This window comes from Nocardiopsis valliformis DSM 45023, assembly GCF_000340985.1.
In the GTDB taxonomy this organism is placed as follows: domain Bacteria; phylum Actinomycetota; class Actinomycetes; order Streptosporangiales; family Streptosporangiaceae; genus Nocardiopsis; species Nocardiopsis exhalans.
The window spans coordinates 36,262-62,481 of record NZ_ANAZ01000027.1 but is presented as its reverse complement, the minus strand read 5'-3'; the positions used below and the strand labels follow the sequence as shown (position 1 = coordinate 62,481).

Here is a 26,220-nt window from a genome sequence, read left to right as displayed (position 1 = left end):
ATCGTGCGACAGCAAGGAGCCCCCCACCGTGACGCAGCCACCCGAACCCACCGATCCGCCCGGGTCCCAGGAACCGACCGAACCGACCAGGCCGACCGGGAATCCCGAGCCAGCCGCACCTCCCGAGCCGGGCAAGCCGTCCGAAGCCGACCGCCGCGCCGACCACGAGACCGCCGAGCGCTACGCCCCCGGGTACGCCGCCCACGAGGAGTCCGCTCTCCCCAGGCCCTCCAGGGCCCGGTGGATCCTGGCCGGGGTGGTGCTCGCCGCTTTCGCCGCCCTGCTCGCCGTCCGGGTGACCCGGTTCGGCGGCCTGGACCAGACCGCCCTGTTCTACGTGGGGCTGCCCGCGGTCCTGGCCCTGCTCGTCGTGCTCTGCTGCCGGGCGCGCAGCGCGGTCGGCGTCGCCATGGCCGTCACCACGGTGGCCCTGCTGCTGGCCGGGCCGGTGCTGGGCGAGGGGATGGTCTGCCTGATCATCACCGCCCCGCTCGTCTACGGTGTGGTGTCCTTGGTGACCTGGCTCAGCGTCCTGATCGCGCGCGGCGGACAGGGGTCCCCGAACGCGCTGGTCGCGGTGCCGATTCTGTTCGCGCTCGCCCTGGAGGGAGTCGGCGGATTCTCCCTGCTGCCGCGTGAGGACGCCGCAACGGGTTCGAGGCTGGTCAGCGCCGCCCCCGTCGACGTCGCGGATGCCCTGGCCGCAGCCCCCGAGTACGCCTCCCCGGCCGCCCTCTTCCTGCGCGCCGTCCCCTTCCCCGAGCCGGTCGAGGCGGTCGGCGAGGGCCTGGCGGTCGGTGACACCCGCGTCATCCACTTCACCCCGCGCCGGACCCTGGCCCCAGGCTCCGAGTCCACGCCGCGCCGTATGGAGCTGGAGATCATGGAGAGCCACGTGCACTCCGACGGCGGCCGGGTGGTCTTCGACGTCACCGAGGACACGGCCTTCGCCAACTGGATGGAGATGGAACGGGCGGTGGCTACCTGGGAGGCGGAGATCGTCGAAGGGGAGGTCGAGAAGACGCGCCTGACCTGGGAGATCGAATACCAGCGCACCTACGACCCCTCCTGGTACTTCGGCCCGGTGCAGTCCTACGCCACCGGCCTGGCCGCCGGTTACCTCGCGGACACCTTCGCTACCCTCGCACAGCGCCCGCCGGAGGCCCCCGAACCCGTCGACGTCACCAAGCCCGAGCCCTCGCCGTTCAACGCCGACGAGGCCCTCGTGCCCGAGGGTTCCGGCAGGCCCGACCGTCCGGGTGAGCCCCGGGCGGACACCTCGTACGGGAAGCCCGGAGCGGAACCCAGCGAGGGGGCCCGGCCGTGATCCCGGAAATCCCGGCTCTCCTCGTCCGCGGGATCGGTCTGCTCCTGCCCCTGCTGGGGATCGTGGCGCTGTGCCTGTGGCGGGCGCCGAGGCAACGGGAGGTCGCGGCGGTGATCGTGGCCTCCGGCTGGGCGCTGCTCACCCTGATTCCGCTGAACCTGGTCGCGTTGCGGGCGGGCTGGTGGTCCTTCCACGCCGAGGGTGCGGTCTGGCTGGGGATACCGGTGGACCTGATGCTCGCTTGGGTGCTGCTGTGGGGCGCCCTGCCCGCGCTGATGCTCCGGCTGCTGCCGGTTCCGCTGGTCACCGGGCTGCTGGTGTGGCTGGACGTGATCCTCATGCCGCTGGGCGAACCGGTGGTGGTGCTGGGGGAGCTGTGGCTGGTGGGGGAGATGCTGGGCGCCGCGTTCTGCCTGATCCCCGCGCTGATGCTGGCTTTCTGGACCCGGCGCCGTCAACTGGTGCACGCCCGGATGTGGGCGCAGGCCGTGCTGTCCTTCGGGCTGATGGTCGCCTTGCCGGTGTGCGTGCTGGCCACCGCACCGCCTCCGCGGCTTCGGGCGGCGCCGGAATCCCTGTCGGCGGCGCTGCCGTTCGAGCCGCCCGGACCGGAACTGTGGGTCGGCTGGATCAGCTGGTCCGCTTGGTCCGCCTCGCCCGAGGCCCTCACCATCGGCCTCCAGCTCCTCGCCCTGGTCTGCCTGCCCGGGCTGGCGGCGGCGCGCGAGTTCGCGGCGGTCGGCAACGGCACCCCGCTGCCCTACGACCCGCCCACTCGCCTGGTCACCAGCGGCCCCTACGCCTACGTGCGCAATCCGATGCAGCTCACGATGGTGCTGGTCTACCTGGTGCTCGGTGTTCTGTACCCGCCGCTGCTGCTGGGCGCGTTGGTGGCCCTCGCCTACGGCGCCGGGTTCGCCTCCTGGCACGAGGGCGGGCAGCTGCGCGCGGAGTTCGGTAAGGACTGGGACGCCTACCGCTCCGGGGTGCGCGCCTGGCTGCCCCGTTGGCGGCCCTGGTCCGGGCGGGCCCGGGGCACCCTGTACGTGGCGATGGACTGCGGCATGTGTCGGGGGGTGGGGAGTTGGGTGGCGGTGCGCGGTCCCACGGCGCTCACCTTTCGCCCGGCCGCCGAGCATCCCGAGGTGCTCTACCGGCTCACCTACGAGAACGAGGAAGGCGTCCGCTGGAGCGGAGTGGCGGCCCTGGCCAGGGCCATGGACCACCTCCACCTGGGCTGGGCGGTGACCGGTTGGGCGCTGTCGCTGCCGGTGCTGCGCCACTTCGTCCAGCTGTGCGGGGACGCCTTCGGAGCCGGTCCCCGGCCCTCCAGAAAGGCGCACGAAACTGATGCACCAGCCGTTTCGGCCGCCAATATCTGACAGAAAATCATAAAAGCCACAAAAGCCCCATAGCCGCATGTTCTGTTGGACTCCTTCGCCGTTATGCTCGTGCGGGGCCGCCCCGCATGCCGGACGACTCCGGCACACCGGCCCCGAGCCCCCAGCCCCCCGGCACGAGGAAGTCCATGGAAGAACAGGCGATGCTCGCGCGCGACCTCGTGCTGCGCGTCTGTGCCGGCGCCACCGAGTTCGACCCCCAGTGGATCCAGGCCAGGGGCAAGGTCACCACCCCCTTCGTGGTGCCGCGCGACCGCAACCTGATCCGGGGCATCGTCGAGGCCGGGCGGGCCATGGGCGTCGACCGGCTCCTGGTCTGCCGCACCCGGGCCGAGTTCTCCTACGACCCAGTCACCGAGGTCCCCCTCGACACCGAAACGCTCATTGACCTCATCCGCGGCTGGGGGGCCAAGCCGACCGACTTCCTCGTCTGCGTCGAGGACTTCTCCGCCGCGGTCCTGGTCACGGCGGACGAACTCACCGTCGCCGCGGGCCCGGTCGACTTCATCCGGGAGATCGTCGGCCCCGACATCCCCGGCACCCGCGCGCGGTTCGCCGAGCGGGCCCTGGACACCAACCGCCCCGACCTGGTGCGGGCCGCCCAGCACTACAACTGCGTCGAACCCGGCGCCCGGCACGCCCGCGTCCCCCGCGGACCCGGCCCCGACCTGGCCGAACGCCTCACCCGCAGAGCCGAACGCGCCCGCGAGCGCTTGCCCGGCCCAGTCCGGGTCCTGCGCGGACTGCGCGGCCTGTGGGGTTGGCTCATGATCGCCGCCCTGCTCCTGGTCCCCCTGGCGGTTCCGGTGCTCGGCACGGCCCTGCCGACCCTGTTCCTCACGTACCTGCTGCTGTTCCAGCTGGCCCTGCTGGCGCGCTCCCGGACCGTCTCGTTCGCGACCCTGCTCCGCGTGACCGCCCTCGGAGCCCTCCTGCTCTGGCCGATCGCCCTGCTGTCCGCACTGGTCAGCGGGGTTCTCGGGCTGGAGATCGGGCACGTGATGAGCCAGACCTACATCGCGGTCACCGTCGAGGAGATCGGCAAGCTCCTCCCGCTGTTGCTCTTCCTGCTCCTGGCCCGGCGCCGGGTGCGCCGCCTGTCCGCCGTCGACTTCCTGCTCCTCGCGGCCGCTTCAGGCGCCGGGTTCCAGCTGGCCGAGGACCTGCTCAACGGAATCGCCGCCCCCCTCGTGGACCCGGTCACCGGGCTGGTGAGCGGGGCCCCCGAAGGGTTCTCCGGGCACGCGGTGGCCACTGGCCTGATCGGTGCCACCCTCGGCCTGGCCGTCGTCGGCCGCCGCTACGGGGGCTGGCTGTGGCTGCTGCCGGTCCTGGCCACCGGGCTGGTGTTCCTGGACCACATCCACGTCAACGCCCAGGCCGCCGGGGCCCGCCTGGACCCGGTCTCCGCCTTCGTGCACGGCATGTTCGGCGGCGGCGCGCTCACCCCGTGGCTGCTGCTGATCGCCCTGCTGTTCGCGGTCGCCATGGACTACCGGGTGATCGGGACGGCCGCCGAGACCACGCCCCCGCTGCCCGGTCGGACCCCGCTGCCGGGGCTGCGCCGCTGGGCGCACGGCAGGTCGGTGGCCATGCGGGTGCGCATCCCCGCGGACATCGCTCCGACGTTCCGCCGGATCGCGCTGTCTTGGGTGAACCTGCCGGTCACCCTCGCCACCGCGTTCACCACCATCGTGCACGAGCTGGCCACCGCCACCATGGCGGCTAAACAGGGCCCGGGAGCGCTGTGCGACGCCCTTCGGTTCCTGCGCCGGCGCCGCGCCAACGCCATGGGCGAGGCCCGCTCCCGGGGCCGGAGCTGGCGCCGCTACCCCTCCCAGGAGGAGCTCGCTGACAACGCCCACGAGCTGGCCCGCCGCATCGGCCTGGCCGGAACCGGCGGCATCGTGGTGACCGCCGCCGCACTGCTCACCCTGGGCGGTACGGCCGCTGCTGCGGGCCTCTTCCCGGCCCCGACCGCCGAGGGAACCCCGGCCTACGCGGCCCGGGCGCTCGAGCAGTTCTACGCCTGGACCGCCGCGGCCGACACCGCAGCCTTGGTGTGGACCGCGCTCACCGGCCTGGCCGTACTCAGCCTGCTCACCCTGGGCAACGGGGTCCCGCACGCCCACCCGAGAACGGGCGATTTCCTCCGTGCGCCCACCGCCCACACCGGCGCCGTCCTCGGCATGCTGGCCCCGGGCCAGGTGGGCTACGCGCTCCTGAGCCTGTTCGGCCTGATCCTGCCCAGGAGGGTCAACCACCTCATCCGCCGCTGATTCACCTAGAGGGGTCCCTGCCCAGCCGCTCACGCATGAGCGCGGCCATCGCGTCCTCGGTGGTCAGCTCCTCGGCGCCAGTGGACTCGGCCAGGTCCGCGCGTGCCTCTGAATCGGTCAGGACGCTCAGTGTCTCCAACAGTGACGAGTACCGATCCGCGGACATCATGACGACGACCGGGCGGCCTCCCTCGGTGAAGGTGTAGTCGACAGGCTCACGCTGGACCCGGTCGGCCAGTTCGGTGAAACGAGCGGCGGCTTCGGTTAGCGAAATGCTTTCCATCGCGCTCAGCCCTCGACGGGTTCCACGCCCGCCGGCGGGTCGAAGGCGCGGACCGGGGGCAGCGCGCCCTCGTACGGTTCCACCTTCACCCGGACCAGCTGGCCGGTGCAGCCCTGGGACAGGGAGGAGGTGCCCACGTCCTCGGTGAGGGCGTTCGGGTTGCCGTGCGCGCAGGTGACGTCGGCGCTCGACGGGTCGTACCAGGCGCCGGTCGACAGCTGGACCACGCCGGGACGGAGCGCGTCGCTCAGCACCAGACCGGCCAGGCACGAGCCCCTCGGGCTGGACACGCGGACCACGTCGCCCTCGCGCACCCCTGCGCTTTCGGCGTCCCGCGGGTGCATGCGCAGCGGGTCGCGGCCGTTGATCTTCCGGGAGACGCTGTAGCCGCCCATGTCCTGCTGGCTGTGTAGCCGGGTGTTGGGCTGGTTGGCGACCAGTACCAGCGGCCACGCGTCGCCCTCCCCGGCGGTGCGGTGCCGACCGGAGCCGGGGCCCAGGCCGGTCACCGCCGGGCCCGGAAGCCACACCGGGTGGCCGGGGCAGTCCTCGTAGCCGAACGACGCGATGGTCTCCGAGTACAGCTCGATCCGCCCGCTCGGCGTGCGCAGCGCGTTCGCCTCCGGGTCCTCGCGGAACTCGCCCAGGTGGGTCTCGTCCTCGACCCGGGCGGGCATGTCGATCCGGCCCCGCTCCCAGAACTCGTCGAAACCGGGGACCTCCAGGTCGCGGCGGGCCAGCAGCGCCCGCCAGCGCTCGTAGGCCACCCGCATCCACTCGCGGCTGGTCCGCCCCTCGGTGAACTCCTCGCGCACACCCAGCCGCTCGGCCAGGTCCGCGTAGGTGTCGTACTCGTCGCGGGCCAGGCCGTGCGGCGCGACGACCCGGGGCATCGCGCGCAGTGCCAGATCGCCGTGGCTGGCAGCGAGGTCGTCGCGCTCCAGCACGGTGGTCGCGGGGATCACGATGTCGGCGTGCCGCGCCGTGGCCGTCCAGTGCGTTTCGTGCACCACCACGGTGTCCGGTCGGCTGAAGGCCCGGGTCAAACGGCTCAGATCCTGGTGGTGGTGGAAGGGGTTGCCGCCCGCCCAGTACACCAGCCTGATGTCCGGGTAGGTGCGTTGCTCACCGTTGAAGTCGTAGGGCTCCCCGGGGTGCAGCAGCAGGTCGGAGACCTTGGCCACCGGGATGGACTCGCGCACCGCGTTGTTGCCCTGCGGCATGCGCGGCAGCCCCAGCGGGGTCGCGCCGCCGCCGTAGTTGCCCATGGACCCGTACCCCGACGCGAACCCCGCCCCGGGCAGACCCACCTGCCCCAGGCAGCAGGCCAGTGCGAACCCCGCCCACAGCGGCTGCTCGCCGAACTTGGCGCGCTGCACCGACCAGCCGACGTTGATCAGCGTGCGCTGGTCCGCCATCCGCCGGGCCAGCGCCCGCAGATCGGCGGCGGGCACCCCGCTCACCCGCTCGGCCCACTCGGGGGAGCGCTCGACCCCGCCCGGGTTCCCGTGCTCGTCCCGGCCGCCCATCACGTAGGCGCGCAGCCGGTCGGCACCCACGGTGTAACGGTCCAGGAAGGCGGTGTCGGCCAAGCCCTCGCTGAACAGCACGTGCATCAGACCCAGCATCACGGCGGTGTCCGTACCCGGCCGCAGCGAGACCCAGGTCGACTTAAGGTCCTCGCCGGTGTCGTCGCGCAACGGCGACACCGACACGAACTCCGTCCCGGCGTCCGAGGCCGCGCGCATCGCCGGACCCGCGGTCTGGGCGGTCCGACCGCCCGAGGAGGTCCACGTGTTGGACACCCGCAGCCCGCCGAAGCTCACCAGGAGCTCGGTGTGCTCGCGGATGCGCTTCCATGACGGCACCCGGCTGAACAGGCGGTTCGCGGCGGGCGTGCCGATCAAGTGCGGGAACAGCACCTCCAGCGCGCCGTGGCTGTAGGTGTTCACGGACCGCGTGTACCCGCCGAGGGTGTTCAGGAAGCGGTGCAGCTGGCTCTGCGCGTGGTGGATGCGGCCAGCGCTGCCCCAGCCGTAGGAACCGCCGTAGATCGCGGAATTGCCGTGCTCGGTGCGCACCCGCTCCAGCTCGCGGGCGAGCAGGTCCAGCACCGTGGACCACTCCACCTCCACGTAGGCGTCCTCGGGGTCGCCGCGGCGCGGGTCGGGGCCGGGGCCGTGCTCCAACCACCGGCGGCGCACCGCCGGACGGGCCACCCGGGTGCGGTGGTGCTGGGCCACGGGCGTGTTGCCGATGACCGGTGCCGCCGCCGGGTCGTCGGGGTTGGCGCGCACCCCGACCACCCGGTCGTCGTGGACCTCGACCTGGTAGCTGCCCCAGTGGGCGCTGGTCGGGCGAAGGGTGGCGGCCATGTGCACTCCCGTGTGGTTCTGCCGGGCTCCTGGAGAGCCGTGTGGTTCTGGATGGTGCCTTCCCGGGCCCGCACCACACTCTATGCACCGCACAGTGCGATGATGAGGCCCGTGGGCCGGGTGCGGCCCGTGTCACGGACGGCGAGGGAGCAGGCAGAGGATGGGCGAGCTCAGGTCACGGCGGTCGGTACTCGCGGTACCCGGGTCCAACCCCCGGTTCGTGGAGAAAGCCCGAGGGCTGGACACCGACGCGTTCTTCCTGGACCTGGAGGACGCGGTCGCGCCCCTGGAGAAGGAGTCCGCCCGCGAGACCGTGGTCAAGGCGCTCAACGACGGCGGCTGGGAGGGCCGGGTCCGCTCGGTTCGGGTCAACGACATCTCCACCGGCTGGGCCTACCGCGACGTCATCACCGTGGTCGAGGGCGCCGGAGCCCACCTGGACACCCTGGTCCTGCCCAAGGTCACCGCCGCCCGGGACGTCCACTGGCTGGACACCCTGCTCACCCAGATCGAACGCGCCGCGGGCCTGCCCGTCGGCCGGATCGGCATCGAGGCGCAGATCGAGGACGCCAAGGGCCTGGTGAACGTCGACGAGATCGCCGCCGCCTCGCCCCGCCTGGAGACCCTGGTCTACGGGCCAGCCGACTTCATGGCCTCGATCAACATGAAGAGCCTGGTCGTGGGCGAGCAACCGCCCGGCTACGACGTCGGCGACGCCTACCACCACGTCCTCATGCGCATCCTCGTGGCGGCCCGCGCGCACGGCATCCAGGCCATCGACGGCCCCTACCTGCAGATCCGCGACGTCGACGCCTTCCGCCGGGCGGCTGGACGCACCGCCGCACTCGGTTTCGACGGCAAGTGGGTCCTGCACCCGCTCCAGGTGGAGGCGGCCAACGAGGCCTTCGCGCCCTCCCAGGAGGACTACGACCACGCCGAGCTGATCCTGGACGCCTATGCGCACGCCACCACCGTGGACCGGCGCGGCGCTGTGATGCTCGGCGAGGAGATGCTCGACGAGGCCTCCCGGAAGATGGCGCTGGTCGTGGCGGGCAAGGGCCGGGCCGCCGGGCTGTCCCGGACCCGCTCCTTCGACGCCGAAGGCTGATCCGGGGCGTGGTCTGAGTCCGCACCCGCGAAGCAGGTCGGGGCCGACCACCCGCGGTCACACAGCGTTCCGCCCCGCCTCTTACCGACCTCTCACCAAGGTGGGAGAGCATGGGCCCATGGAAAGCACCGCCACCGTCCTGGTCGCCGACGACGACCGGGCCATCAGGGAGTCCCTGGAACGCGCCCTCCAACTGGAGGGGTACACGGTGCGGACGGCCGCGGACGGCGTCCAGGCACTGGCCGCCGTCCACGCCGACCCCGTGGACCTGCTCGTCCTCGACGTGATGATGCCCGGCGTCGACGGCCTCGGTGTGGCCCGTGTCCTGCGTGCCGAGCGCGACAGAACCCCCATCCTGATGCTCACCGCCCGCGTGGAGACCCCGGACCGGGTTGCGGGCCTGGACGCCGGGGCAGACGATTACCTGGCCAAACCCTTCGAACTCGACGAACTCCTCGCCCGGCTGCGCGCCCTGCTGCGCCGCGCCGTCCCCGTGCCCGAGGAAACCGGTGAGGAGGGCCCGCTCCGGGCGGGCGAACTCCGCCTGGACGCCCGGGCCCGCCGGGTCTGGCGGGGCGAACGCGAGATCGAGCTGTCCAAGACCGAGTTCGACCTGCTCGAACTCCTCATGCGCAACGCCGGGATCGTCCTGGACCACGCCACCATCTACGACCGCATCTGGGGCTACGACTTCGGCCCCGAGTCCAAGAACCTCGCGGTCTACATCAGCTACCTGCGCCGCAAACTGGAGGACGGCGGCCCGCCGCTGATCCAGACGGTCCGGGGCGTCGGGTACACACTGCGCCCCCAGGGGTGATCCGCATGTCCAAACCCGGCCAAGCTCACTCCGGCCAAGCCCAGCGCGAACCGGTGCGCCCCCACCAGCACGACGGGGCGCTCCCCAACCAGCGCAAACCGATGTTCCTCAACCCGGGCCACTGGCGGCTCGGTACTCGGTTCGCCGTGCTGTTCGCCCTGGTCGCGGCGGTCACGATCGCCCTCGTCGGCACCCTGGCCTACAGCACCGCGGCCGCGCTCATCAGGGCGGACGCCAAGAGCGAGTTCGACGCGGCCGTACTGAACCTGTCCCGGGAGCTCGCGCTGTCCTCGGAGAACAACCAAGGCACCCCGGACAGCAACACCTTCACCTTCCTGGCCCCGGGCAGTTTCGACGCCCAGATCCTGGCGCCGGACGGCACCTGGGCCCGGCTGCTCGCCAGCAGCCACGAACTGTCCAGCTTCCACCCCACCACCGCTGACCTGGAGGTGGCCCGGGCCGATGAAGCCGGGGTCATGGATTCTCGCGAGACCGAGGTCCACGGCAAGGAGTACCGCGTGGGCACGGTCTCCCTGGGGGAGGGGCAGGGCGCGGTCCAGCTCCTGCAACGGCTCTCGCCGGTGGAACAGATGATTGGACGGCTGGCCACCCAGATCCTGTGGGTGGGCCTGTTCGTTGCCCTGTGCGCGGCCTCGATCGGCTGGCTGGTCGGCCACCGCATCACCGACCGCCTGGTCCGGCTGACCGACGCGGCGGAGTACGTCAGCTCCACGGGACGCCTGGACCCGGTCACTCCGAACCGGCCGGGCAACGGTGGCGGCAACGGTGACGCGACCGGCCACGGCCAGCGGAACGAGAACGGCCAGAGGAACAAGGACGGACAGAGCAACGAGACCGGACAGGGGAGCGGATACGGTGCCCCGGAGGACCCCGGCCACGATGAGGTGGGTCGCTTGAGCAGCGCGTTCAACGCCATGCTGGCCCGCCTGGCCCGCTCCAAGGACGAACAGCGCCGCCTGGTGCAGGACGCCGCGCACGAACTGCGCACCCCGCTCACGAGCCTGCGTACCAACGTCCAGGTGCTGGGCCGGGTGGACCGGCTCACTCCGGAGGCGCGCCAACGGCTCATCGACGACCTCCAGGGGGAGACCCGCGAGCTCACCGACCTCGTCAACGAACTGGTCGGCCTGGCCACCGGCAACCACGAGGACGAGACACCGAGCGCGGTCGCCCTCGCCGATGTCGCCGAACGCGTCGCTGCCCGCAGTCGCCGCCGCACCGGCCGGGAGATCCTGGTGGACGCAGACGACAGCCTGGTCTGGGGCCGCCCGGGAGCCCTGGAACGGGCCCTGGCCAACCCCGTGGAGAACTCCGCGAAGTTCGACCCCGGGGGGAGCGCGCCGATCCAGATCCGCATCCGCAGCGGGACGGTGGAGGTCCTGGACCGGGGCCCCGGCGTGGACCCGGCCGAGATCGGGCACCTCTTCGAACGCTTCTTCCGAGCCACCGTCGCCCGCGGCCTGCCCGGGTCGGGTTTGGGCCTGGCCATGGTCAAAGAGATCGCCCACGCTCATGGCGGACAGGTCTTCGCCCGCGATAGGGAGGGCGGCGGCACGGTCATCGGCTTCCACCTGCCGCTCTACCAACCACATCAGGACAGCCCAGGGCAGGGGGCGTAGGGCCGGGGCCGGTGACCGGGGCTGTAGGGGGAGAGCCGAGAGGCAGGGCCCGTGAGCGGGTACGCAGATCCTTTCACCCCCGCCCCGTCCCCACCTGCGCCCCTTATGCCCGGGCGCCGACGGACACGTCGTGGTAGATCTGTTCGAACCGCTTCAGGGAGTCCTCCAGGCGGTGCCGGGAGGCCATCGACCGGCTGTGCGCGCCCATCCGTGCCCGGACCGCCTCCTCCGACACCACCGAACCCACCCGTGCCGCGAGCGCGGCGGGGTCTCCCGGCGGGTACAGGTAGCCGTTACGGCCCTCCTCCACCAGGTGCGGCAGAGCCATGGCGTCGGCGGCCACCACCGGCAGCCCACTGGCCATCGCCTCCAGGGTGGCGATGCTCTGGAGTTCGGCGATACCGGCGATGGTGAACACGTCCGCGCACCGGTAGACGTCCGGCAGGTCCTCGTGCGCGACGAAACCGAGGAACACCACCCGGTCGGCCACCCCCTCCGCGCGGGCGAGCGCTTCCCACCGTTCCCGGTGCGCGCCGTGTCCCGCGAGCACCAGCTGAATGCCGGGGGAACCCGAGGAGCTGGCGGAACCTGAGGAACCAGACGAGCCGCGGGAGAGCGCGACCGCCCGGATCAGTTCGTCGGTGCGCTTTTCCTCGTCCAGACGGCCCACGAACAGCATCGTCCTGCGGTCGGGGATACCCAGCCGGGCACGGATTCGACGCCGTTCGGCGGCCTGGCCGCCTCCTGTCTCCGAGCCGCTTCCCCTAACCGGGCCCCCCTCGCTCAGCGGCCGGAACCGCACCAGGTCGATGCCGCAGGAGACCGGTTCCACCGGCCGGGCGAACCCCTGGTTCATCAGAAGTCCGGCCGCGGCGGGGGTCGGTGTGGTCACGTGTTCGACCCGTGAAAGCACCCGGCCCAGGTCCCACCAGGACAGTCTGGCCATGTGCGGGCGCAGCGGTTCGGGGATCCGCATGTGGTCGAAGAGGTTCTCGGGCATGAAGTGGTTGGTGGCCACCACCGGAATGCCGTGGGTGTGTGCGGCGTTGGCAAGCATCCGGCCGACCAGGAAGTGGTTCTGGATGTGTACGGCGTCCGGGCGCAGTCGGTCCAGGAGGCGGTTCAGATGCCCCCGGACCCCCGGCGGCAGGGCCAGTCTCACGCTCTCGTGGGCCAGCGACGGCATGGAGCGCAGCCGGTGCTCCACCACCTCGTCCTGCTCGACCACGTGCGGACGCCCGCTCGCGGAGGGGCACAGGACGTGCACGTCGGCGCCGCGTTCGGCCAGGCCCCGGGCGAGCCGCGCGGTGAAGTAGGCGGCGCCGTTCACGTCGGGAGGGTAGGTGTCGGTACCGATGAGTACTCGGGTGCGGCGTCTCCCGCCGCCCTTCCCCGGGGATTCACCCGCTCCCGGAGACCTGTTCTCCCCCAAGGCCCGGGGAACGGCGGGGGACTGAGGTGCGAAGGACGTGGACATACCGGTTCTCCTGGGGGCGTGAGCGGCTCGGCCTTGCTTCTGGGCCGGTGCGGCGCGGTGTACCCCGAGTCTGAGCTACGGGCATGGACCGTCGCCGACCTTCCGGTGACACCGAGGCGACCGGAGATGTAGCACACGGCGCAGGAGAGAATACCCTTCGTGTTCAATCATGTGTGTCAAGTCACATTGTTGCTGGCTCTGCTGTGCGTTCTCCGCACCTGGCCCCGTGACCGGCCTCTGCCCCTGCCCCGAATCCTCCGGCCCGCCTTGCCCTCGAAACCGGTCCTTTGGTCTTGAACCCCCGGCTCCGGCCGCTCACACGGGCGGGGGCGGACCGGCCCACTGGCCGACCCGCCCCCGCCCGCGTATCGGAGAAAGTGGCGGAAGACGCCCCCGTCAGTCCTCCTCGATCTCCGAGGTCTCCTCCTCGGCCGTGGCGGCGCCCTGTTCGCCGAGGGTCACCGTCACCTCCTGTTCCGAGCCGCTGCCGCCGCGCAGGACGCCCAGGGTGACGTCGTCACCGGGCTGGCGGGCGCGGATCTGCGCGATCAGCTGGTCGGGCGAGGTCACGTTCTCGCCGTCCACGGACACCACCACGTCACCGGGCTCCAGCCCGGCCTCGTCGGCGGCTCCGCCCTCGGTGAGCTCCATGATCTCGGCCCCGCCGGTCCGGCTGGGCGCGATGGTGGCCTGAATGGCCGGGTAGCTCGCGCTGCCGTGCTCGATCAGCTGCTCGGCGATCGGCTGAGCTTGGTTGATCGGGATGGCGAACCCCAGACCCACCGAACCGCTCTCCTGGGAGAGCCCGGCGATCGCGGTGTTGATGCCGATCACCTCACCGGCCATGTTCACCAGCGGGCCGCCGGAGTTGCCGGGGTTGATCGCCGCGTCGGTCTGGATCGCGTTGATCACCGTTGAGGTCTGGCTGCTGCCGCTCTCGGTGGCTCCGGTGTTCACGGGGCGGTTGAGCGCGCTCACCACACCCGAGGTCACGGTGCCGGACAGGCCGAGCGGCGAACCGATCGCCACCACGTCACCGCCCACACCGACCTGGTCGGAGTCGCCGAGCGTCGCCGGGGCGAGGTCCGTACGGCCCTTGGCCTGGATCACGGCGATGTCGGAGACCGGGTCGGCGCCGAGCACCTCCGCCTCCGCCGAGCTACCGTCGTTGAACTGCACGAGCAGGGGTCCGCCCTCAGCGGCGTCCACCACATGGGCGTTCGTGAGGATCTGGCCGTCGGACGAGATCACCACACCGCTGCCGCCGCCCGCGCTGGTCTGGATGGAGACCACACTGGGCAGGACCTGCTCGGCGACGTCGCCGACAGCGCCCTTGGTCGCGGACGAACCCTGCTCGCCGGTGAGCGAACTGATCGGCGAGCTCGGCCCGCCGGGCATCAGGTAGGCGGTGCCCAGGGCGGCCGCCGGGCCCACGATCAGGCTGGTGACCAGGGCGGTCACCGCGGCGACACCCACGATTCGGCCCGTGCCGCGCTTCTTGCGGGGCTCCTGGAGCTGGTCGGCGTGGATCCCCTGGCCGAACTGGTTGTAGTGCGCGGGCCCGAACGGACCGCCCGGCTGTGGGGCGGCGGGGCCGCCCGGCGGTGGGCCGCCGAAACCGCCGGGCCCCTGCGGAGCACCGGGGCCGGACGGACCGCCTGGAGCACCGAACCCACCGGAGGCGAACGCCGCCGCGTGCGGCCCCTGAGGCTGTCCCTGATACGGCCGCGGCCCCTGAGGCGCCCCGAAGGCGCCGGGCTGGACTGGCTGGCCGGGTTGTGCGCCACTCGGGCCCGGACTCCCCGGCTGCCCCGGACGCCCGAAGTGGCCCTGTTGTCCCTGCTGTACCGGCTGGCCCTGCTGTCCCGGGTGCCCTTCGGGGCCGGGGAAGACGTAGGACGCGCGGTCGGTGTCGTTGGGGCCGGTCGCCCAGCCGTGCTCGGGGCCCTCGGGCGGCGAGAAACGCGGCGCGTCCGAAGGCCGATCCCCGGCTGTCCCGGCGGGTTCGGCGGGCGCGTGGTGCTCGTTGGCGTCCGCCGCCTCGACGGCCTCGGACACCGGATCCCGGTGCGCTACCTGTTCACCCCCGTCAGCCTGCTCGGTACGGGGCTGCTCGGACTGGGGCTGTGCTGCGGCACCGGACCCGGTGCGACCGTGCTCGGCGTCGCCGCGCTCGGCTTCAGCACCGGTCTCCGGACCGTCACTCGGGTCGTTCGGCTGCAACTCATCCTCCGGCTGGCGGGACGATGTACTGACATGCTTCATCTTGGGGCGCGTTGGTTAGAACAGGGTGAGAGCCCGATACAGCCTGGTTTCGAGTTCGCTCCGGCGCTGGTCGGCTGCCTCCCCACCACCGAAACGCGTCTCCCCGGCGTATATGCCCCTGCGGCTTCGGGGTTTTATGCACCACAATGTCCGGAACGATACCGTGCTCGCGCCTCCAGAACGCGCCTGCGACAGGGAAGGCCCCACCCGTGATCAAGCTCGTTCTCGCCGACGACGAACACCTCGTGCGCGGAGCGATCGCCGCGCTCCTCGGCCTGGAGGAGGACATAGAGGTCGTCGCCGAGGTCGGCCGCGGCGACCAGGTGGTGGACACCGTCCTGGAACACGGCGCCGCCGTCGCCGTCCTGGACATCGAGATGCCGGGGGCCACCGGCCTGGAGGCCGCCGCCGAGCTCAAGAGACAAGCTCCCGACTGCGGGGTCGTCATCCTCACCAGCTTCGGCCGCCCGGGCTACCTGCGCCGTGCCCTGTCCTCGGGCGCCCGCGGCTTCCTCGCCAAGGACGCCCCGGTGGAGCAGCTCGCCGGAGCCATCCGCAAGGTCCACGAGGGCGGCCGCTACATCGACACCGAACTCGCCGCCGCAGCGATGGTCGGCGGGGAGAGCCCTCTCACCGACCGCGAGGCCGAGGTTCTGCGCGCCGCCGCCGACGGGGCCACCGTCGCCCGCATCGCCAAGGGCCTCCACCTCAGCGAGGGCACGGTCCGCAACTACCTGTCCAACGCCATCGGCAAGACCGGCGCCGACAACCGCATGTCCGCCATCCGCACTGCCCAGGACATGGGCTGGCTCTAAGGGTTTCCTGCGAGACAAAGGCTGATGCCGTTGATATTTCTCTGTGATCATGAATACTCACTCAGAGTAACAATCTCTAGGTGAGAGGTTTCCATGCGTCACCTTCGAAGCGTTACCTGTGTCATGGCGGCGGCTGCCGTCGCTCTTCCGCTGGCGGCCGCGAGCGCCCAGGCCGACGACTGGTCCGGCTACCACGGCGTCGAGAAGTACACTGCCGACCTCGCGCCGGTCACGGTGAACAACTCCCAGGCCTCCGGTACCGCGGAGGTCTGGCTGGTCGACAACGACGCGCGGATCAAGATCCACGTCGACGACATCCTCGCCGACCACCCGCACGCCCAGCACATCCACATCGGTGGTCGGGGCGAGTGCCCCACGGACTACGACGCCGGTATCCACAACGGACAGCGGGCGCTGAGCACACTGGACGGACTCGACGCCTACGGCGGGGTCGAGACCTCGATCACCACCGAAGGGGACACCAGCGCGGCCAGTGCGCTGGCCATCGATCGCTTCCCCACCGCTCCCGGGGGCGTCATCTCCTATGACCGCACCTTCGAGTTGAGCGACGCCGCCGTCGAAGCGATCCGCTCCGACAATGCTGTCGTCGTGATCCACGGCATCGACTACGACGGCAGCGGTACCTACGGTGATGTCCTGGGTCCCAGCGACCTGGACCCGGAACTGCCCATGGAGGCGACCAACCCGGCCGCTTGCGGGCCGCTGCGCTGAAGCGCCAGAAGAGGAACACCAGGGGCTCCTGTGTCGCGGGAGCCCCTGCCCGGTGTGTTCCTACAGGAAGCGCAGGACCAGCATCGCCGTGTCGTCCGCGTTGCCGCCCGGGGCGTACTCCTCCAGTTCGCGGTCGATGCGGCTGATCACCGCCTGGGCGGTCAGCCCCGCGGCGTGGGAGAAGATCTTCTCCAACCCCTCGTCGCCGAGCATGTCCGAGCCGCTGCGGCGTTCGGTGACGCCGTCGGTGACCGCGAGGACCACCTCGCCCGGGCGGATGTCCACGCTCTCGGTGCTGAAGCCCACGTCCTCGAAGGCGCCCAGCAGCGGTTGCGACGTGCCGAAGGCCGACACCTCGCCCTTCTGATTCAGACGCAGCGGCAGCGGGTGGCCCGCGGAGACCATGCGGACCCGCATGCCGCCTAGGTCGTCGCTGGCCGGGGTCATCTCGCCGTAGAGCATGGTCAGGAACCGGGTCGAGGTGTTCTCGTCCAGGATCGCCAGGTTCAGCCGCTGCATGATGTGCGCCGGGGTGAAGCCCTCGCGGGCCAGGGCGCGCAGGGTGTGCCGGGCCAGGCCGGTGACCGCGGCGGCCTCCGGGCCGGTGCCGCAGACGTCGCCGATCGCGAAGCACCAGCGCCCGTTGGCGGAGAAGACGTCGTAGAAGTCGCCGCCCACCTCGCTGCGCTCGTCCGAGGGCCGGTAGTAGACCGCGTGGTCCACGCCCGGGATCACCGGTTCCTTGTCCTTGGGCGGAAGCAGGCTGCGCTGGAGCGCCGTGCTCATCGCCGTGTGCCGCTCGTGCAGGCGCGCGTTCTCCATCGCCGAGGCCACCCGGCGGCTGAGGTCGTCGGCGACGTCGGCCTCCTCGCGGGTGAAGTCATCCGACTCGTTCTTGCCGATGGTCATCCGGCCCAGCGCGCGGCCGTGCGCGATCAGCGGGATGCTGATCGCCGGACCGCGGGCGATCATCCCGGTGATCTGCTCGTCCAGACCTTCCTGAACCAGGTCCTTGGACGCCCACAGTGGCCCGGGCTCGCGCTGTTCGCGCGGGGGCAGCGTGGTCAGCAGGGACCTCAGGAGGTCGTTGAGGTTCTCGTCGCCGTGCACCACATGCGTCAGCTTGGAGACGCCGAGCTCGTTGGTGGTGTGGATCGCGCACCAGCGCCCCAGCCGGGAAGTGATGAGCTGCGCGGCCAGCGCGCCGGTCATCCGCTCGTCCAGGGTGCCCGCGAGCAGGTCGCTGGCCTCGGCCAGGAAGCTCAGCGAGGCGCGGCGGCTCAGTTCGACCTCGGCCAGTCGGGCCCGCTCCACCGGCAGCGCGATCAGGTCCGCGCCCTCCTGGAGCCGTTTGGCCGCGGCCGGGCCGAAGTGGCGGGCCCGGGTGGAGGCCACGCCGAGCAGTCCGGTCACCCGGCCGTCCACGATCAGCGGCGCCGTCACCAGCGAGCGCATCCCGGCCCTGGCCAGGGCGCCCCGGGTGGCGCGGGCGATCATGAGGTCGTCGTTGATCACCGGGCCCGGCTCGGGCGCGGCCGACGGGAAGATCTCCTCGGTGCGCACCCGCAGCGGGCGCCAGTGCGCGCCGCCGGTCAGCCCGATCGCCGAGCGCACTTCCCACATGGTCTCGTCGGAGGTGGCCAGCGCGATGTAGGCGGCGTCCCCGCTCAGCGCGGTGGTCGCGTACTCCACGGTGCGCTCCAGCAGCTGGGGCAGGGAGAGCCGCGAACCCAGGGCCGCGTCCAGGGCCGACCACGCGGGCGGCCGTACGGGACGCGAGGGGCCCCGGCGGATCGGTGGTGACTCCAGGGACGGGTGTTCTTCGGCCCTGTCATCGATCCGGAACCACACGGCCTTGTCGCCCGGCCCGTAGCTCACACCCCAGCTGGAGGCGATCGCGGAGGCCAGGGCCAGGCCCAGGCCGCCGCTGCGCTCGTCCCCGGTGGAGGGGGAGGTGTCCACGGTCAGCGGTCCGGCCTGCGGCACGGCGCGCTCGGGCGCGGAGTCGGTGACCATCACCTCGGTTGAGCCGTCCGAGCGGCGCACGGTCACCTCGAGGGCCGAATCCGCGTGGATGACCGCATTGGTGACCAGTTCGCTGACCAGCAGGATGATGTCGTCGAAGGGATCGGGCACACCCCAGGTCAGGAGGGTGTCGTGCACGAATTCTCGGGCGGCCGCCGCGGTCTCGGGAGCAGGGGGGAACTCTCGTCGAGCGACCTTCAACGCGTCTTGTGCTGCCAAGCCGTCGGTGTCCTTCGTCACTGGGCGCGGGTGTGGGAGTGGTGGCCACTGCCACGATACGCGTGCCGCCTGGCCGGGGAACCCTGATCCGCTTCGAAGCGGTCCCACGGGTCCACCATGAACCTCTCACCCGGATGGTGTTCGTACCCGGCTCACACCCGACTCACAGCCGGGTCCGGCCGGCACGCTTCCGGTTCGCCGGTCGCGGGCACAAGGGGAACATGGCGAAGCCTCCTGTGCGCGATGGCTTGGCCAGTTAGTGTAAGACGACACATCCGCTTCTTTCGGGTGGTACCTCGCGACGGTAGCGTGACGGGGGATCACCAAGGGTGCGCGTGCGACACGTGTACCTCCGTGTCCCGTGCGTGAGGTTCGTACGGGGCCGGTCCACCGTGGGCCGGGCGGGTCTGGCCGCGCGGGTTCGGTGGCCGCGAAGACGTGAGCCGACAAGACGTGCGGGATTGAGGAGGGGTTCATGCCCGAGGCGGTCACGGAACTGGCCGACGATCAGCTCGACGAGATCCTGAGTGCCCTGTACCGGATGCGCGACGGCGACTTCAGCGTCCGCCTCAGGTCGCGCGGCAGCGGCAAACTCCGCGAGATCACCTCGGTGTTCAACGAGGTGATCGACCACAGCGAGCAGCTCAGTACCGAACTCCAGCGGGTCGGCGACGTCGTGCGCGACGAGGGCCGGCTCAACGAGCGGGTCAACGTCCACCCGGCCCGGGGAGCCTGGGGCAACAGCGCCCGGGCCCTCAACGTCCTCCTTGACGAGGTCGCCGAACCCGTCACCGACGTCGCCCGGGTCCTGGACTCGGTCGCCGAGGGCGAACTCAACCGCCGCGCCTCCACCGAGGGCCGCCGTGGCGAGCTCAAGGGCGACCTGTTGCGCCTGGCCAACACGGTGAACCGGATGGCCGACCAGATGAGCGGCTTCACCGAGGAGGTCACCCGGGTGGCCCGCGAGGTGGGCACCGAGGGCAAGCTGGGCGGTAGCGCCAACCTCGAGGATGTCTCCGGAGCCTGGCGCGAGGTCACCGAGTCCGTGAACCAGATGGCCTCCCGCCTCACCCTCCAGGTCCGCGACATCTCCACGGTCACGACCGCCGTCGCCAAGGGTGACCTGAGCAAGAAGATCACCATCGATGTCCAGGGCGAGATGCTCGAGCTCAAGGACACGTTCAACACGATGGTGGACCAGCTGTCCACGTTCGCCGACGAGGTCACCCGGGTGGCTCGTGAGGTGGGTACCGAGGGCAAGCTGGGCGGTCGCGCCAACGTCCGCGGGGTCCAGGGCATCTGGAAGGACCTCACGGACAACGTGAACTCCATGGCGGACAACCTCACCAACCAGGTCCGCGACATCTCCAAGGTGACCACGGCGGTGGCCCGCGGTGATCTGACCCGCAAGGTCGAGGTGGACGTCCAGGGCGAGATGCTGGACCTGAAGAACACCGTGAACACCATGGTCGACCAGCTCGACTCCCTGGCCGACGAGGTCACCCGGGTGGCCCGTGAGGTGGGTACCGAGGGCAAGCTGGGCGGTCGTGCCAACGTCAAGGGCGTGTCGGGCATCTGGAAGGACCTGACCGACAACGTCAACTCGATGGCCAACAGCCTCACCTACCAGGTCCGCAACATCTCGCAGGTGACGACGGCGGTCGCCAAGGGTGACCTGAGCAAGAAGATCACCGTCGACGCCCAGGGCGAGATGCTCGACATGAAGGACACCATCAACAAGATGGTGGACCAGCTCTCGACGTTCGCCGACGAGGTCACCCGGGTGGCCCGTGAGGTGGGTACCGAGGGCAAGCTGGCCGGTCAGGCCCACGTGCGCGACGTGTCCGGGGTCTGGAAGGACCTCACGGACAACGTGAACTCCATGGCCAACAACCTCACCTATCAGGTGCGGCAGATCTCCATGGTCACGCGGGCGGTCGCCGCCGGTGACCTGACCAAGAAGGTCACCGTCAACGCCAAGGGCGAGATGCTGGAGCTGAAGGAGACCATCAACGTGATGGTCGACCAGCTGTCCGCGTTCGCCGACGAAGTGACGCGGGTGGCCCGTGAGGTGGGTACCGAGGGCAAGCTGGGCGGTCGCGCCAGCGTCAAGGGCGTCTCCGGTATCTGGAACGACCTCACCGAGAACGTGAACTCGATGTCGCACAACCTCACCACCCAGGTGCGCAACATCTCCGAGGTCACGACCGCGGTCGCCGCAGGTGACCTCACCAAGAAGATCGACGTCAACGCCCAGGGCGAGATCCTTGAGGTGAAGACGACGGTGAACACGATGGTCGACCAGCTGTCGGCCTTCGCCACCGAGGTCACCCGGGTGGCGCACGAAGTGGGCAGTCAGGGGCAGCTGGGCGGTCAGGCCAAGGTCCAGGGCGTCACCGGTACCTGGAAGCAGCTCACCGACAGCGTGAACGGCCTGGCCGGGAACCTCACCACTCAGGTGCGCGCGATCGCCGAGGTCGCCAACGCCGTGGCCAAGGGCGACCTGACCCGCAGCATCCAGGTGGACACCCGCGGCGAGATGGAACAGCTCAGGGACAACATCAACCTGATGGTGTCCAACCTGCGCGAGACCACCACGGATCAGGCCGACGCCGACTGGCTCAAGTCCAACCTCGCCCGCATCTCCGGTCACATCCAGGGCCACCGCGACCTCAAGGAGCTGGCCCGGCTGATCATGACCGAGGTCACCCCGCTGATCAAGGCCCAGCACGGCGCCTGCTACCTGCCCGAGGACCAGAACAACGAGGGTGTCTTCCGCCTCTACGCGGGCTTCGGCTTCGACCCGCCCGAGGAGCGCCTGCGCATCCGCAAGGGTGTGGGCCTGGCCGGCGAGGCACTGTCCCAGCAGGTCGAACAGCAGATCTCCAACGTCCCTCCCGGGTACGTGACGATCCAGTCGGGTCTGGGCAGCGCCCAGCCGGGCCACCTGTACATTCTCCCGATCGTGACGGAGGGGCGCTCGCTCGGCGTGATCGAGTTCGCCTCCTACGAGGAGTTCCGGGAGATCCACAAGAACTTCCTCCGCCAGCTGGTCGCCCTGCTCGGCACCACCATCAACACCATCCTGGCCAACAACCGTACCGAGCACCTGCTCGAACAGTCCCAGCAGCTCACCAGCCAGCTGCGCGAGCGCTCCAACGAGCTCCAGCGCCAGCAGGAGGAGCTGCGCGGCAAGAACGCCGAGCTGCGCCAGAAGGCCACCCAGCTGGCCAACCAGAACCGCGCCATCGAACTCCAGAACCAGCAGATCCAGCGTTCCCGCAACGCTCTGGAGGAGCGCGCGCACCAGCTCCAGGTCTCGTCCAAGTACAAGTCCGAGTTCCTGGCGAACATGTCGCACGAACTGCGCACCCCGCTGAACAGCCTGCTGATCCTGGCCCGCCTGCTCGCCGACAACGCCGAGCAGAACCTGTCCGCCAAGCAGGTGGAGTTCGCCCAGACCATCCACAAGGCCGGCAGCGACCTGCTGCTGCTCATCGACGAGATCCTCGACCTGTCCAAGGTGGAGGCGGGCCGCGCCGAGGTGCAACCCAGCGAGGTCTCCATCGCGCAGCTGGTCGACTACGTGGAGGCCACCTTCCGCCCGGTCACCGGCGAGCAGGGACTGGCGTTCGCGGTGGACGTCTCCCCGGACATCCCCGGCACCCTGTGGACCGACGAGCAGCGCCTGCAGCAGATCCTGCGCAACCTGCTCTCCAACGCGGTCAAGTTCACCCCGCAGGGCGAGGTGCGGCTGCTGATCGAACCGGCCTGGGCGCTGGAGGACACCGACCTCGACATGTTCGTGGAGAACGAGGAGGTCATCGCGTTCACCGTCGCCGACACCGGCATCGGGATCGCGGAGGACAAGCTCCAGGTGATCTTCGAGGCCTTCCACCAGGGTGACGGCGGCACCTCCCGGCGCTTCGGCGGCACCGGGTTGGGCCTGTCCATCAGCCGGAACTTCGCCCGCCTGCTCGGCGGTGAGATCAGGGTGCAGAGCGTGGCCAACCAGGGGTCGACCTTCACCCTGCTGCTCCCGGTGCGCCTGCCCGACGATGCGGGGGAGGCCACCGACGCGATCCCCGCCATGGAGCCGGTCGCCGCACTCGAACCGAGCCGGATCGACCACGAAAGCCTCCCGGACCTGGGCGCCGACGACCTCGACATCGCCGACGAGGACTTCGACGCGGTTGTGGCCGCCCTGACCGACTCGGGGGAGGACCCCGAGCCGCTGCCGATGGTGCAGGTGCTCAAGTCGCCGGAACCTGCCGAGGCCGAGAGCACCGAGGAGGAGAGCGCCCGGGAGGCGGCCGAGGCCCGGACCGACCCGGAACGGCGCGCCGTCCTGGCCGGGCAGCGGGTGCTGATCGTCGACGACGACGTGCGCAACGTGTTCGCGCTGACCAGCGCTCTCGAGGCCCAGGGCCTGGAGGTCCTCTACGCCGACAACGGCCACACGGGGATCGAGAAGCTGGAGGCCAACGAGGACATCTCCCTCGTCCTGATGGACGTGATGATGCCCGAGCTGGACGGCAACCAGACCACCCAGCGGATCCGCGAGATGCCGCAGTTCGAGGACCTGCCGATCATCTCCCTGACGGCCAAGGCCATGCAGGGCGACCGGGAGCGCAGCCTCGCCGCGGGCGCCACCGACTACGTGACCAAGCCGGTGGACCTGGACCACCTCCTGGACGTGATGCGCAGGTGGCTCACGGCGGGTCCGGAGGAGACCAGGGCCGGTGCCGCGGGCGACGATCTCAGGGCCGCCGACACGGCCGGATCTCCGGACGGGCACAATGGCGCCACAGGTCACAACAACCACAGTGACACCAGGGATAACAGCCAAGCGAACGGGGACACTGGCAGCACCGGTAGAACCCCGACCGAAGACTCGGAGTAGCCAGCAGTGACTCAGAAGGCCAACATCCTTCTCGTCGACGACCGCGACGAGAACCTCATCGCGTTGGAGGCGGCCCTCACCTCCCTCGACCAGAACCTGGTCCGGGCCAATTCCGGTGAGGAGGCGCTGAAGCACCTTCTGGGAACCGACTTCGCGGTCATTTTGCTCGACGTGATCATGCCCGGCATGGACGGCTACGAGACCGCCGCGCACATCAAGCAGCGCGAGAAGACCAAGGACGTGCCGATCATCTTCCTGACCGCCCAGGAAGTCGATCGGCACCAGGTCTTCCGCGGCTACTCCTCGCGCGCGGTGGACTTCCTGATCAAGCCGTTCGACCCGTGGGTACTGCGCTCCAAGGTCGAGGTGTTCGTGGAGTTGCACCAGCTCAAGGCGCAGATGCGCGAGCAGGCCAGGTCCCTCCAGCGAGTGCTCAACCAGGAGACCGGCGAACCCGGCAAGGTCCTGGCCGAACAGCTCTCCCAGCGCTCCCGCCAGGTCCAGACCGACCTCACCGCGCTGCGCGAGCACGTCGTGGACAAGTACCAGGAGATCGACCAGCCCCTGGTGGACGCCGTCCGCCGGGTGGACCGCTCGGCCTCCCGCCTGTCCACCCTCGTCGACACCCTCCACGGCCCCGAAGAATAGGCCCGCCCTCCTCCCCGTGATCTTGCTACCAGAAGCAAGTTCGGCGCCGATCTTGCTTCTGGTAGCAAGATCACGGGGGTCAGGCCTCGCTGACCAGGACCCCCGGCGCCCCGTGCTCCGTGAACCAGGCGGCGAGCTCCCGCCCGCCGAGGACACGGGCCCGCCCGGTAGGTCCAACATCGGCGGTCCCGCGCACCCAGCCCTCGGCCCCGGCCACCTGACAGCCGTGCAGACGGGTGACCTCCATGAAGGCGGACCCGACCGGCCCACCCGGCCCGAAGCAGACCTCTCTCAGGTCGGCCCCACGAAGGTCCGCCCCGTCAAAGCTCGTACCGGCGGTGTAGGCGTCCCTGAACAACGCGCCGGGTAGCTCGGCCCGATACAGGTAGGCACGGATCAGCTGGGCCCCGCTGAAGTCCGCACCCGTGCCCAGGCCGTCGGAGAAGTCGGTTCGGCGCAGCCACGCACCCCTGAAGCTCGCGTGTTCGAACCGGGATCCCGGGAGCTCCGCCTTCGTGAAGTCGCACCGGTCGAACCGGCAGCCGCGGAGGTCGGATCGGTGGAGGCACTCCCACCTCATGTCGAACCCCGAGAGATCGGCCCCGCGCATGTCTTCGGTGCAGAGGCAGTGGCCGGGCTCCCCGCGGGCCCAGGCGAGGAGTTCCGTCACGGCGGCGGGGTCGTGGGGGAGGGACAGGGGTTCCCGCACGTGCCGTCTCCTGTGCTCTCTTACTGGGGCCGGGGCGGTAGGGCCAGGCCGATGTGTTCGCCGATCTCCTCGATGAGGCCGAGGTCGGCCAGGCGGAAGCTGCCGCGGTTGCTGCGGCGGATCAGGGTGAGGGCGCCTCGCACGCCGCGACTTCCCCTCAGCGGAACCGACAGCAGCGAACCCGCGCCCAGCACCGACAACAGCGGGGCGCCCGTGTCCGTGTGGCCCAGGACCGTCTCGTCCTCGATCAGCGGGAACAGCAGCGACTGGCCGCGGCCCAGGACCTCGCCGGGGATGTCGGAGTCGCCCGGGGTGAGCGCCGCGACCTCCTCGCGCTGGCCCCTGGGGGCGTCAGCCGGGCCGACCACGGAGGCGCGACGGGCTGCCTTGGGGCCCTCGGGCAGGTCGCAGACGTCGATGACCACCCAGTCCGCGTACGAGTCGGCCAGCAGGTCCGCCGCGTCGGTCAGGGCGAGGTCCTCGGTGGGCGTGGTGCCGCGCAGCAGCAGCCGGGTCATCCGGGTGAGCACGTCCAGCCTTCGGGCGGCCAGGACCACCACCTGGTCCTCCACCTCGGACTCCAACGGCGCGGGGCCTTCTTCTTCGGCGCCGTTCATCGGCGGGGACATCGCGACCAGCACCAGCGGCTGCGCCTCGGTGGGCAGTTCCAGACGCGTGAGGGTCAGGTGCACGTCCTCCGCCCAGCCGCGCTGGGCCAGCCGGGACTCCAGGTGGGCCGGGCCGTCCCCGCGCAGCACGGCGGCCAGCCACGACTGCATGGCCGCCCGTTTGCGCAGGTCCACGAAGTGGGTGAAGGGCTTGCCGGTGAGGTAGCCCGGGGCACTGCCCAGCTGGTTGGCCCCGGCGTTGTTGATCCGGCGGACGTAACCGTCGTGGTCCAACAGCACCACGGGCACGCTGAGTTCGTTGAACACGGCGCGCAACAGGACCCGGTCCCCGTCCTCTGCGGGTTTGCGGGGCCCGGGGGCTTCACTGTGCGAACGGGCCAGTTCGGCCCCGGCCGTGCCGAGCAGCCGCTCGGCGTACTCCAGCTCGGCCAGCGAGGCCTCGGCGGTGCCCTGGGCATCGTCCGGATACATGGCGTGCGTATTGCGCAAAGCGGCGATGCGCTCACTCAGAGCAGCGATCTCGCGTTGCAGATCGGCGAGGTTCTCCGACACGCTCACGGTCTCCCGAT

16 protein-coding genes and 1 pseudogene are annotated in these 26,220 nt (G+C 70.7%); 10 read left to right on the top strand and 7 right to left on the bottom strand.

The window, feature by feature from the left end:
• Positions 1 to 28: 28 nt before the first annotated feature.
• From D457_RS33185 to D457_RS0123105, 3 genes and pseudogenes are all read left to right on the top strand, one after another.
• A pseudogene (locus D457_RS33185) lies at positions 29 to 1,147 on the top strand (hypothetical protein); the annotation flags it as partial.
• A 176-nt stretch (positions 1,148 to 1,323) separates the two neighbouring features.
• The gene (locus tag D457_RS0123110) at positions 1,324 to 2,709 is read left to right on the top strand and encodes a methyltransferase family protein (protein ID WP_017583050.1); all 1,386 of its coding nucleotides are present in this window, start codon (positions 1,324 to 1,326) and stop codon (positions 2,707 to 2,709) included.
• A 146-nt stretch (positions 2,710 to 2,855) separates the two neighbouring features.
• Positions 2,856 to 5,006: a PrsW family glutamic-type intramembrane protease gene (locus D457_RS0123105; RefSeq protein ID WP_020480262.1), complete on the top strand. Its 2,151-nt coding sequence runs from the start codon at positions 2,856 to 2,858 to the stop codon at positions 5,004 to 5,006.
• A 1-nt stretch (position 5,007) separates the two neighbouring features.
• Here D457_RS0123105 and D457_RS33180 read toward each other — a convergent pair whose 3' ends face one another.
• Positions 5,008 to 5,289, bottom strand: coding sequence for a type II toxin-antitoxin system Phd/YefM family antitoxin (locus D457_RS33180; protein ID WP_017583049.1), 282 nt, complete (start codon positions 5,287 to 5,289; stop codon positions 5,008 to 5,010).
• Positions 5,290 to 5,294: 5 nt separating this feature from the next.
• Positions 5,295 to 7,664 (bottom strand): molybdopterin-dependent oxidoreductase, encoded by a 2,370-nt coding sequence (locus tag D457_RS0123095; protein WP_017583048.1) that lies wholly within the window; start codon positions 7,662 to 7,664, stop codon positions 5,295 to 5,297.
• 160 nt (positions 7,665 to 7,824) lie between these two features.
• Here D457_RS0123095 and D457_RS0123090 point away from each other — a divergent pair, with 160 nt between their 5' ends.
• From D457_RS0123090 to D457_RS0123080, 3 genes are all read left to right on the top strand, one after another.
• Positions 7,825 to 8,772 carry an HpcH/HpaI aldolase/citrate lyase family protein gene (locus tag D457_RS0123090; protein ID WP_017583047.1) on the top strand — a complete coding sequence of 316 codons (948 nt, stop codon included), beginning with the start codon at positions 7,825 to 7,827 and terminating at the stop codon, positions 8,770 to 8,772.
• Between the two features lie 118 nt (positions 8,773 to 8,890).
• Positions 8,891 to 9,589: a response regulator transcription factor gene (locus D457_RS0123085; RefSeq protein ID WP_017583046.1), complete on the top strand. Its 699-nt coding sequence runs from the start codon at positions 8,891 to 8,893 to the stop codon at positions 9,587 to 9,589.
• A 101-nt stretch (positions 9,590 to 9,690) separates the two neighbouring features.
• The gene (locus tag D457_RS0123080) at positions 9,691 to 11,229 is read left to right on the top strand and encodes a HAMP domain-containing sensor histidine kinase (protein WP_051073008.1); all 1,539 of its coding nucleotides are present in this window, start codon (positions 9,691 to 9,693) and stop codon (positions 11,227 to 11,229) included.
• Positions 11,230 to 11,332: 103 nt separating this feature from the next.
• Here D457_RS0123080 and D457_RS0123075 read toward each other — a convergent pair whose 3' ends face one another.
• Both D457_RS0123075 and D457_RS0123070 read right to left on the bottom strand, forming a co-directional pair.
• Positions 11,333 to 12,706: a glycosyltransferase gene (locus D457_RS0123075; protein ID WP_026116937.1), complete on the bottom strand. Its 1,374-nt coding sequence runs from the start codon at positions 12,704 to 12,706 to the stop codon at positions 11,333 to 11,335.
• Positions 12,707 to 13,102: 396 nt separating this feature from the next.
• On the bottom strand, positions 13,103 to 14,929 hold the full coding sequence (locus D457_RS0123070) for a trypsin-like peptidase domain-containing protein (RefSeq protein WP_017583043.1): 1,827 nt from the start codon (positions 14,927 to 14,929) through the stop codon (positions 13,103 to 13,105).
• 251 nt (positions 14,930 to 15,180) lie between these two features.
• Between D457_RS0123070 and D457_RS0123065 the strand changes: the two genes are divergently transcribed.
• Positions 15,181 to 15,786, top strand: coding sequence for a response regulator transcription factor (locus D457_RS0123065; protein ID WP_017583042.1), 606 nt, complete (start codon positions 15,181 to 15,183; stop codon positions 15,784 to 15,786).
• A gap of 93 nt (positions 15,787 to 15,879) precedes the next feature.
• Positions 15,880 to 16,518 (top strand): hypothetical protein, encoded by a 639-nt coding sequence (locus D457_RS0123060; RefSeq protein ID WP_051073005.1) that lies wholly within the window; start codon positions 15,880 to 15,882, stop codon positions 16,516 to 16,518.
• A gap of 60 nt (positions 16,519 to 16,578) precedes the next feature.
• Here the strand turns inward: D457_RS0123060 and D457_RS0123055 are convergent, their stop codons facing one another.
• Entirely contained in the window at positions 16,579 to 18,744 is a 2,166-nt protein-coding gene (locus tag D457_RS0123055; RefSeq protein ID WP_026116936.1) for a SpoIIE family protein phosphatase, read from the bottom strand.
• A gap of 493 nt (positions 18,745 to 19,237) precedes the next feature.
• Here D457_RS0123055 and D457_RS0123050 point away from each other — a divergent pair, with 493 nt between their 5' ends.
• Entirely contained in the window at positions 19,238 to 23,665 is a 4,428-nt protein-coding gene (locus tag D457_RS0123050) for a HAMP domain-containing protein (RefSeq protein ID WP_017583039.1), read from the top strand.
• 6 nt (positions 23,666 to 23,671) lie between these two features.
• Positions 23,672 to 24,313 (top strand): response regulator, encoded by a 642-nt coding sequence (locus tag D457_RS0123045; protein WP_017583038.1) that lies wholly within the window; start codon positions 23,672 to 23,674, stop codon positions 24,311 to 24,313.
• A gap of 79 nt (positions 24,314 to 24,392) precedes the next feature.
• On the opposite strand, the gene D457_RS0123040 is transcribed toward D457_RS0123045, so the two are convergent.
• Positions 24,393 to 25,022 carry a pentapeptide repeat-containing protein gene (locus D457_RS0123040; protein ID WP_017583037.1) on the bottom strand — a complete coding sequence of 210 codons (630 nt, stop codon included), beginning with the start codon at positions 25,020 to 25,022 and terminating at the stop codon, positions 24,393 to 24,395.
• Positions 25,023 to 25,042: 20 nt separating this feature from the next.
• A complete protein-coding gene (locus D457_RS0123035) occupies positions 25,043 to 26,203 on the bottom strand; it encodes a PAS domain-containing protein (protein WP_017583036.1) in 1,161 nt (386 codons plus the stop codon).
• Positions 26,204 to 26,220: the final 17 nt, after the last annotated feature.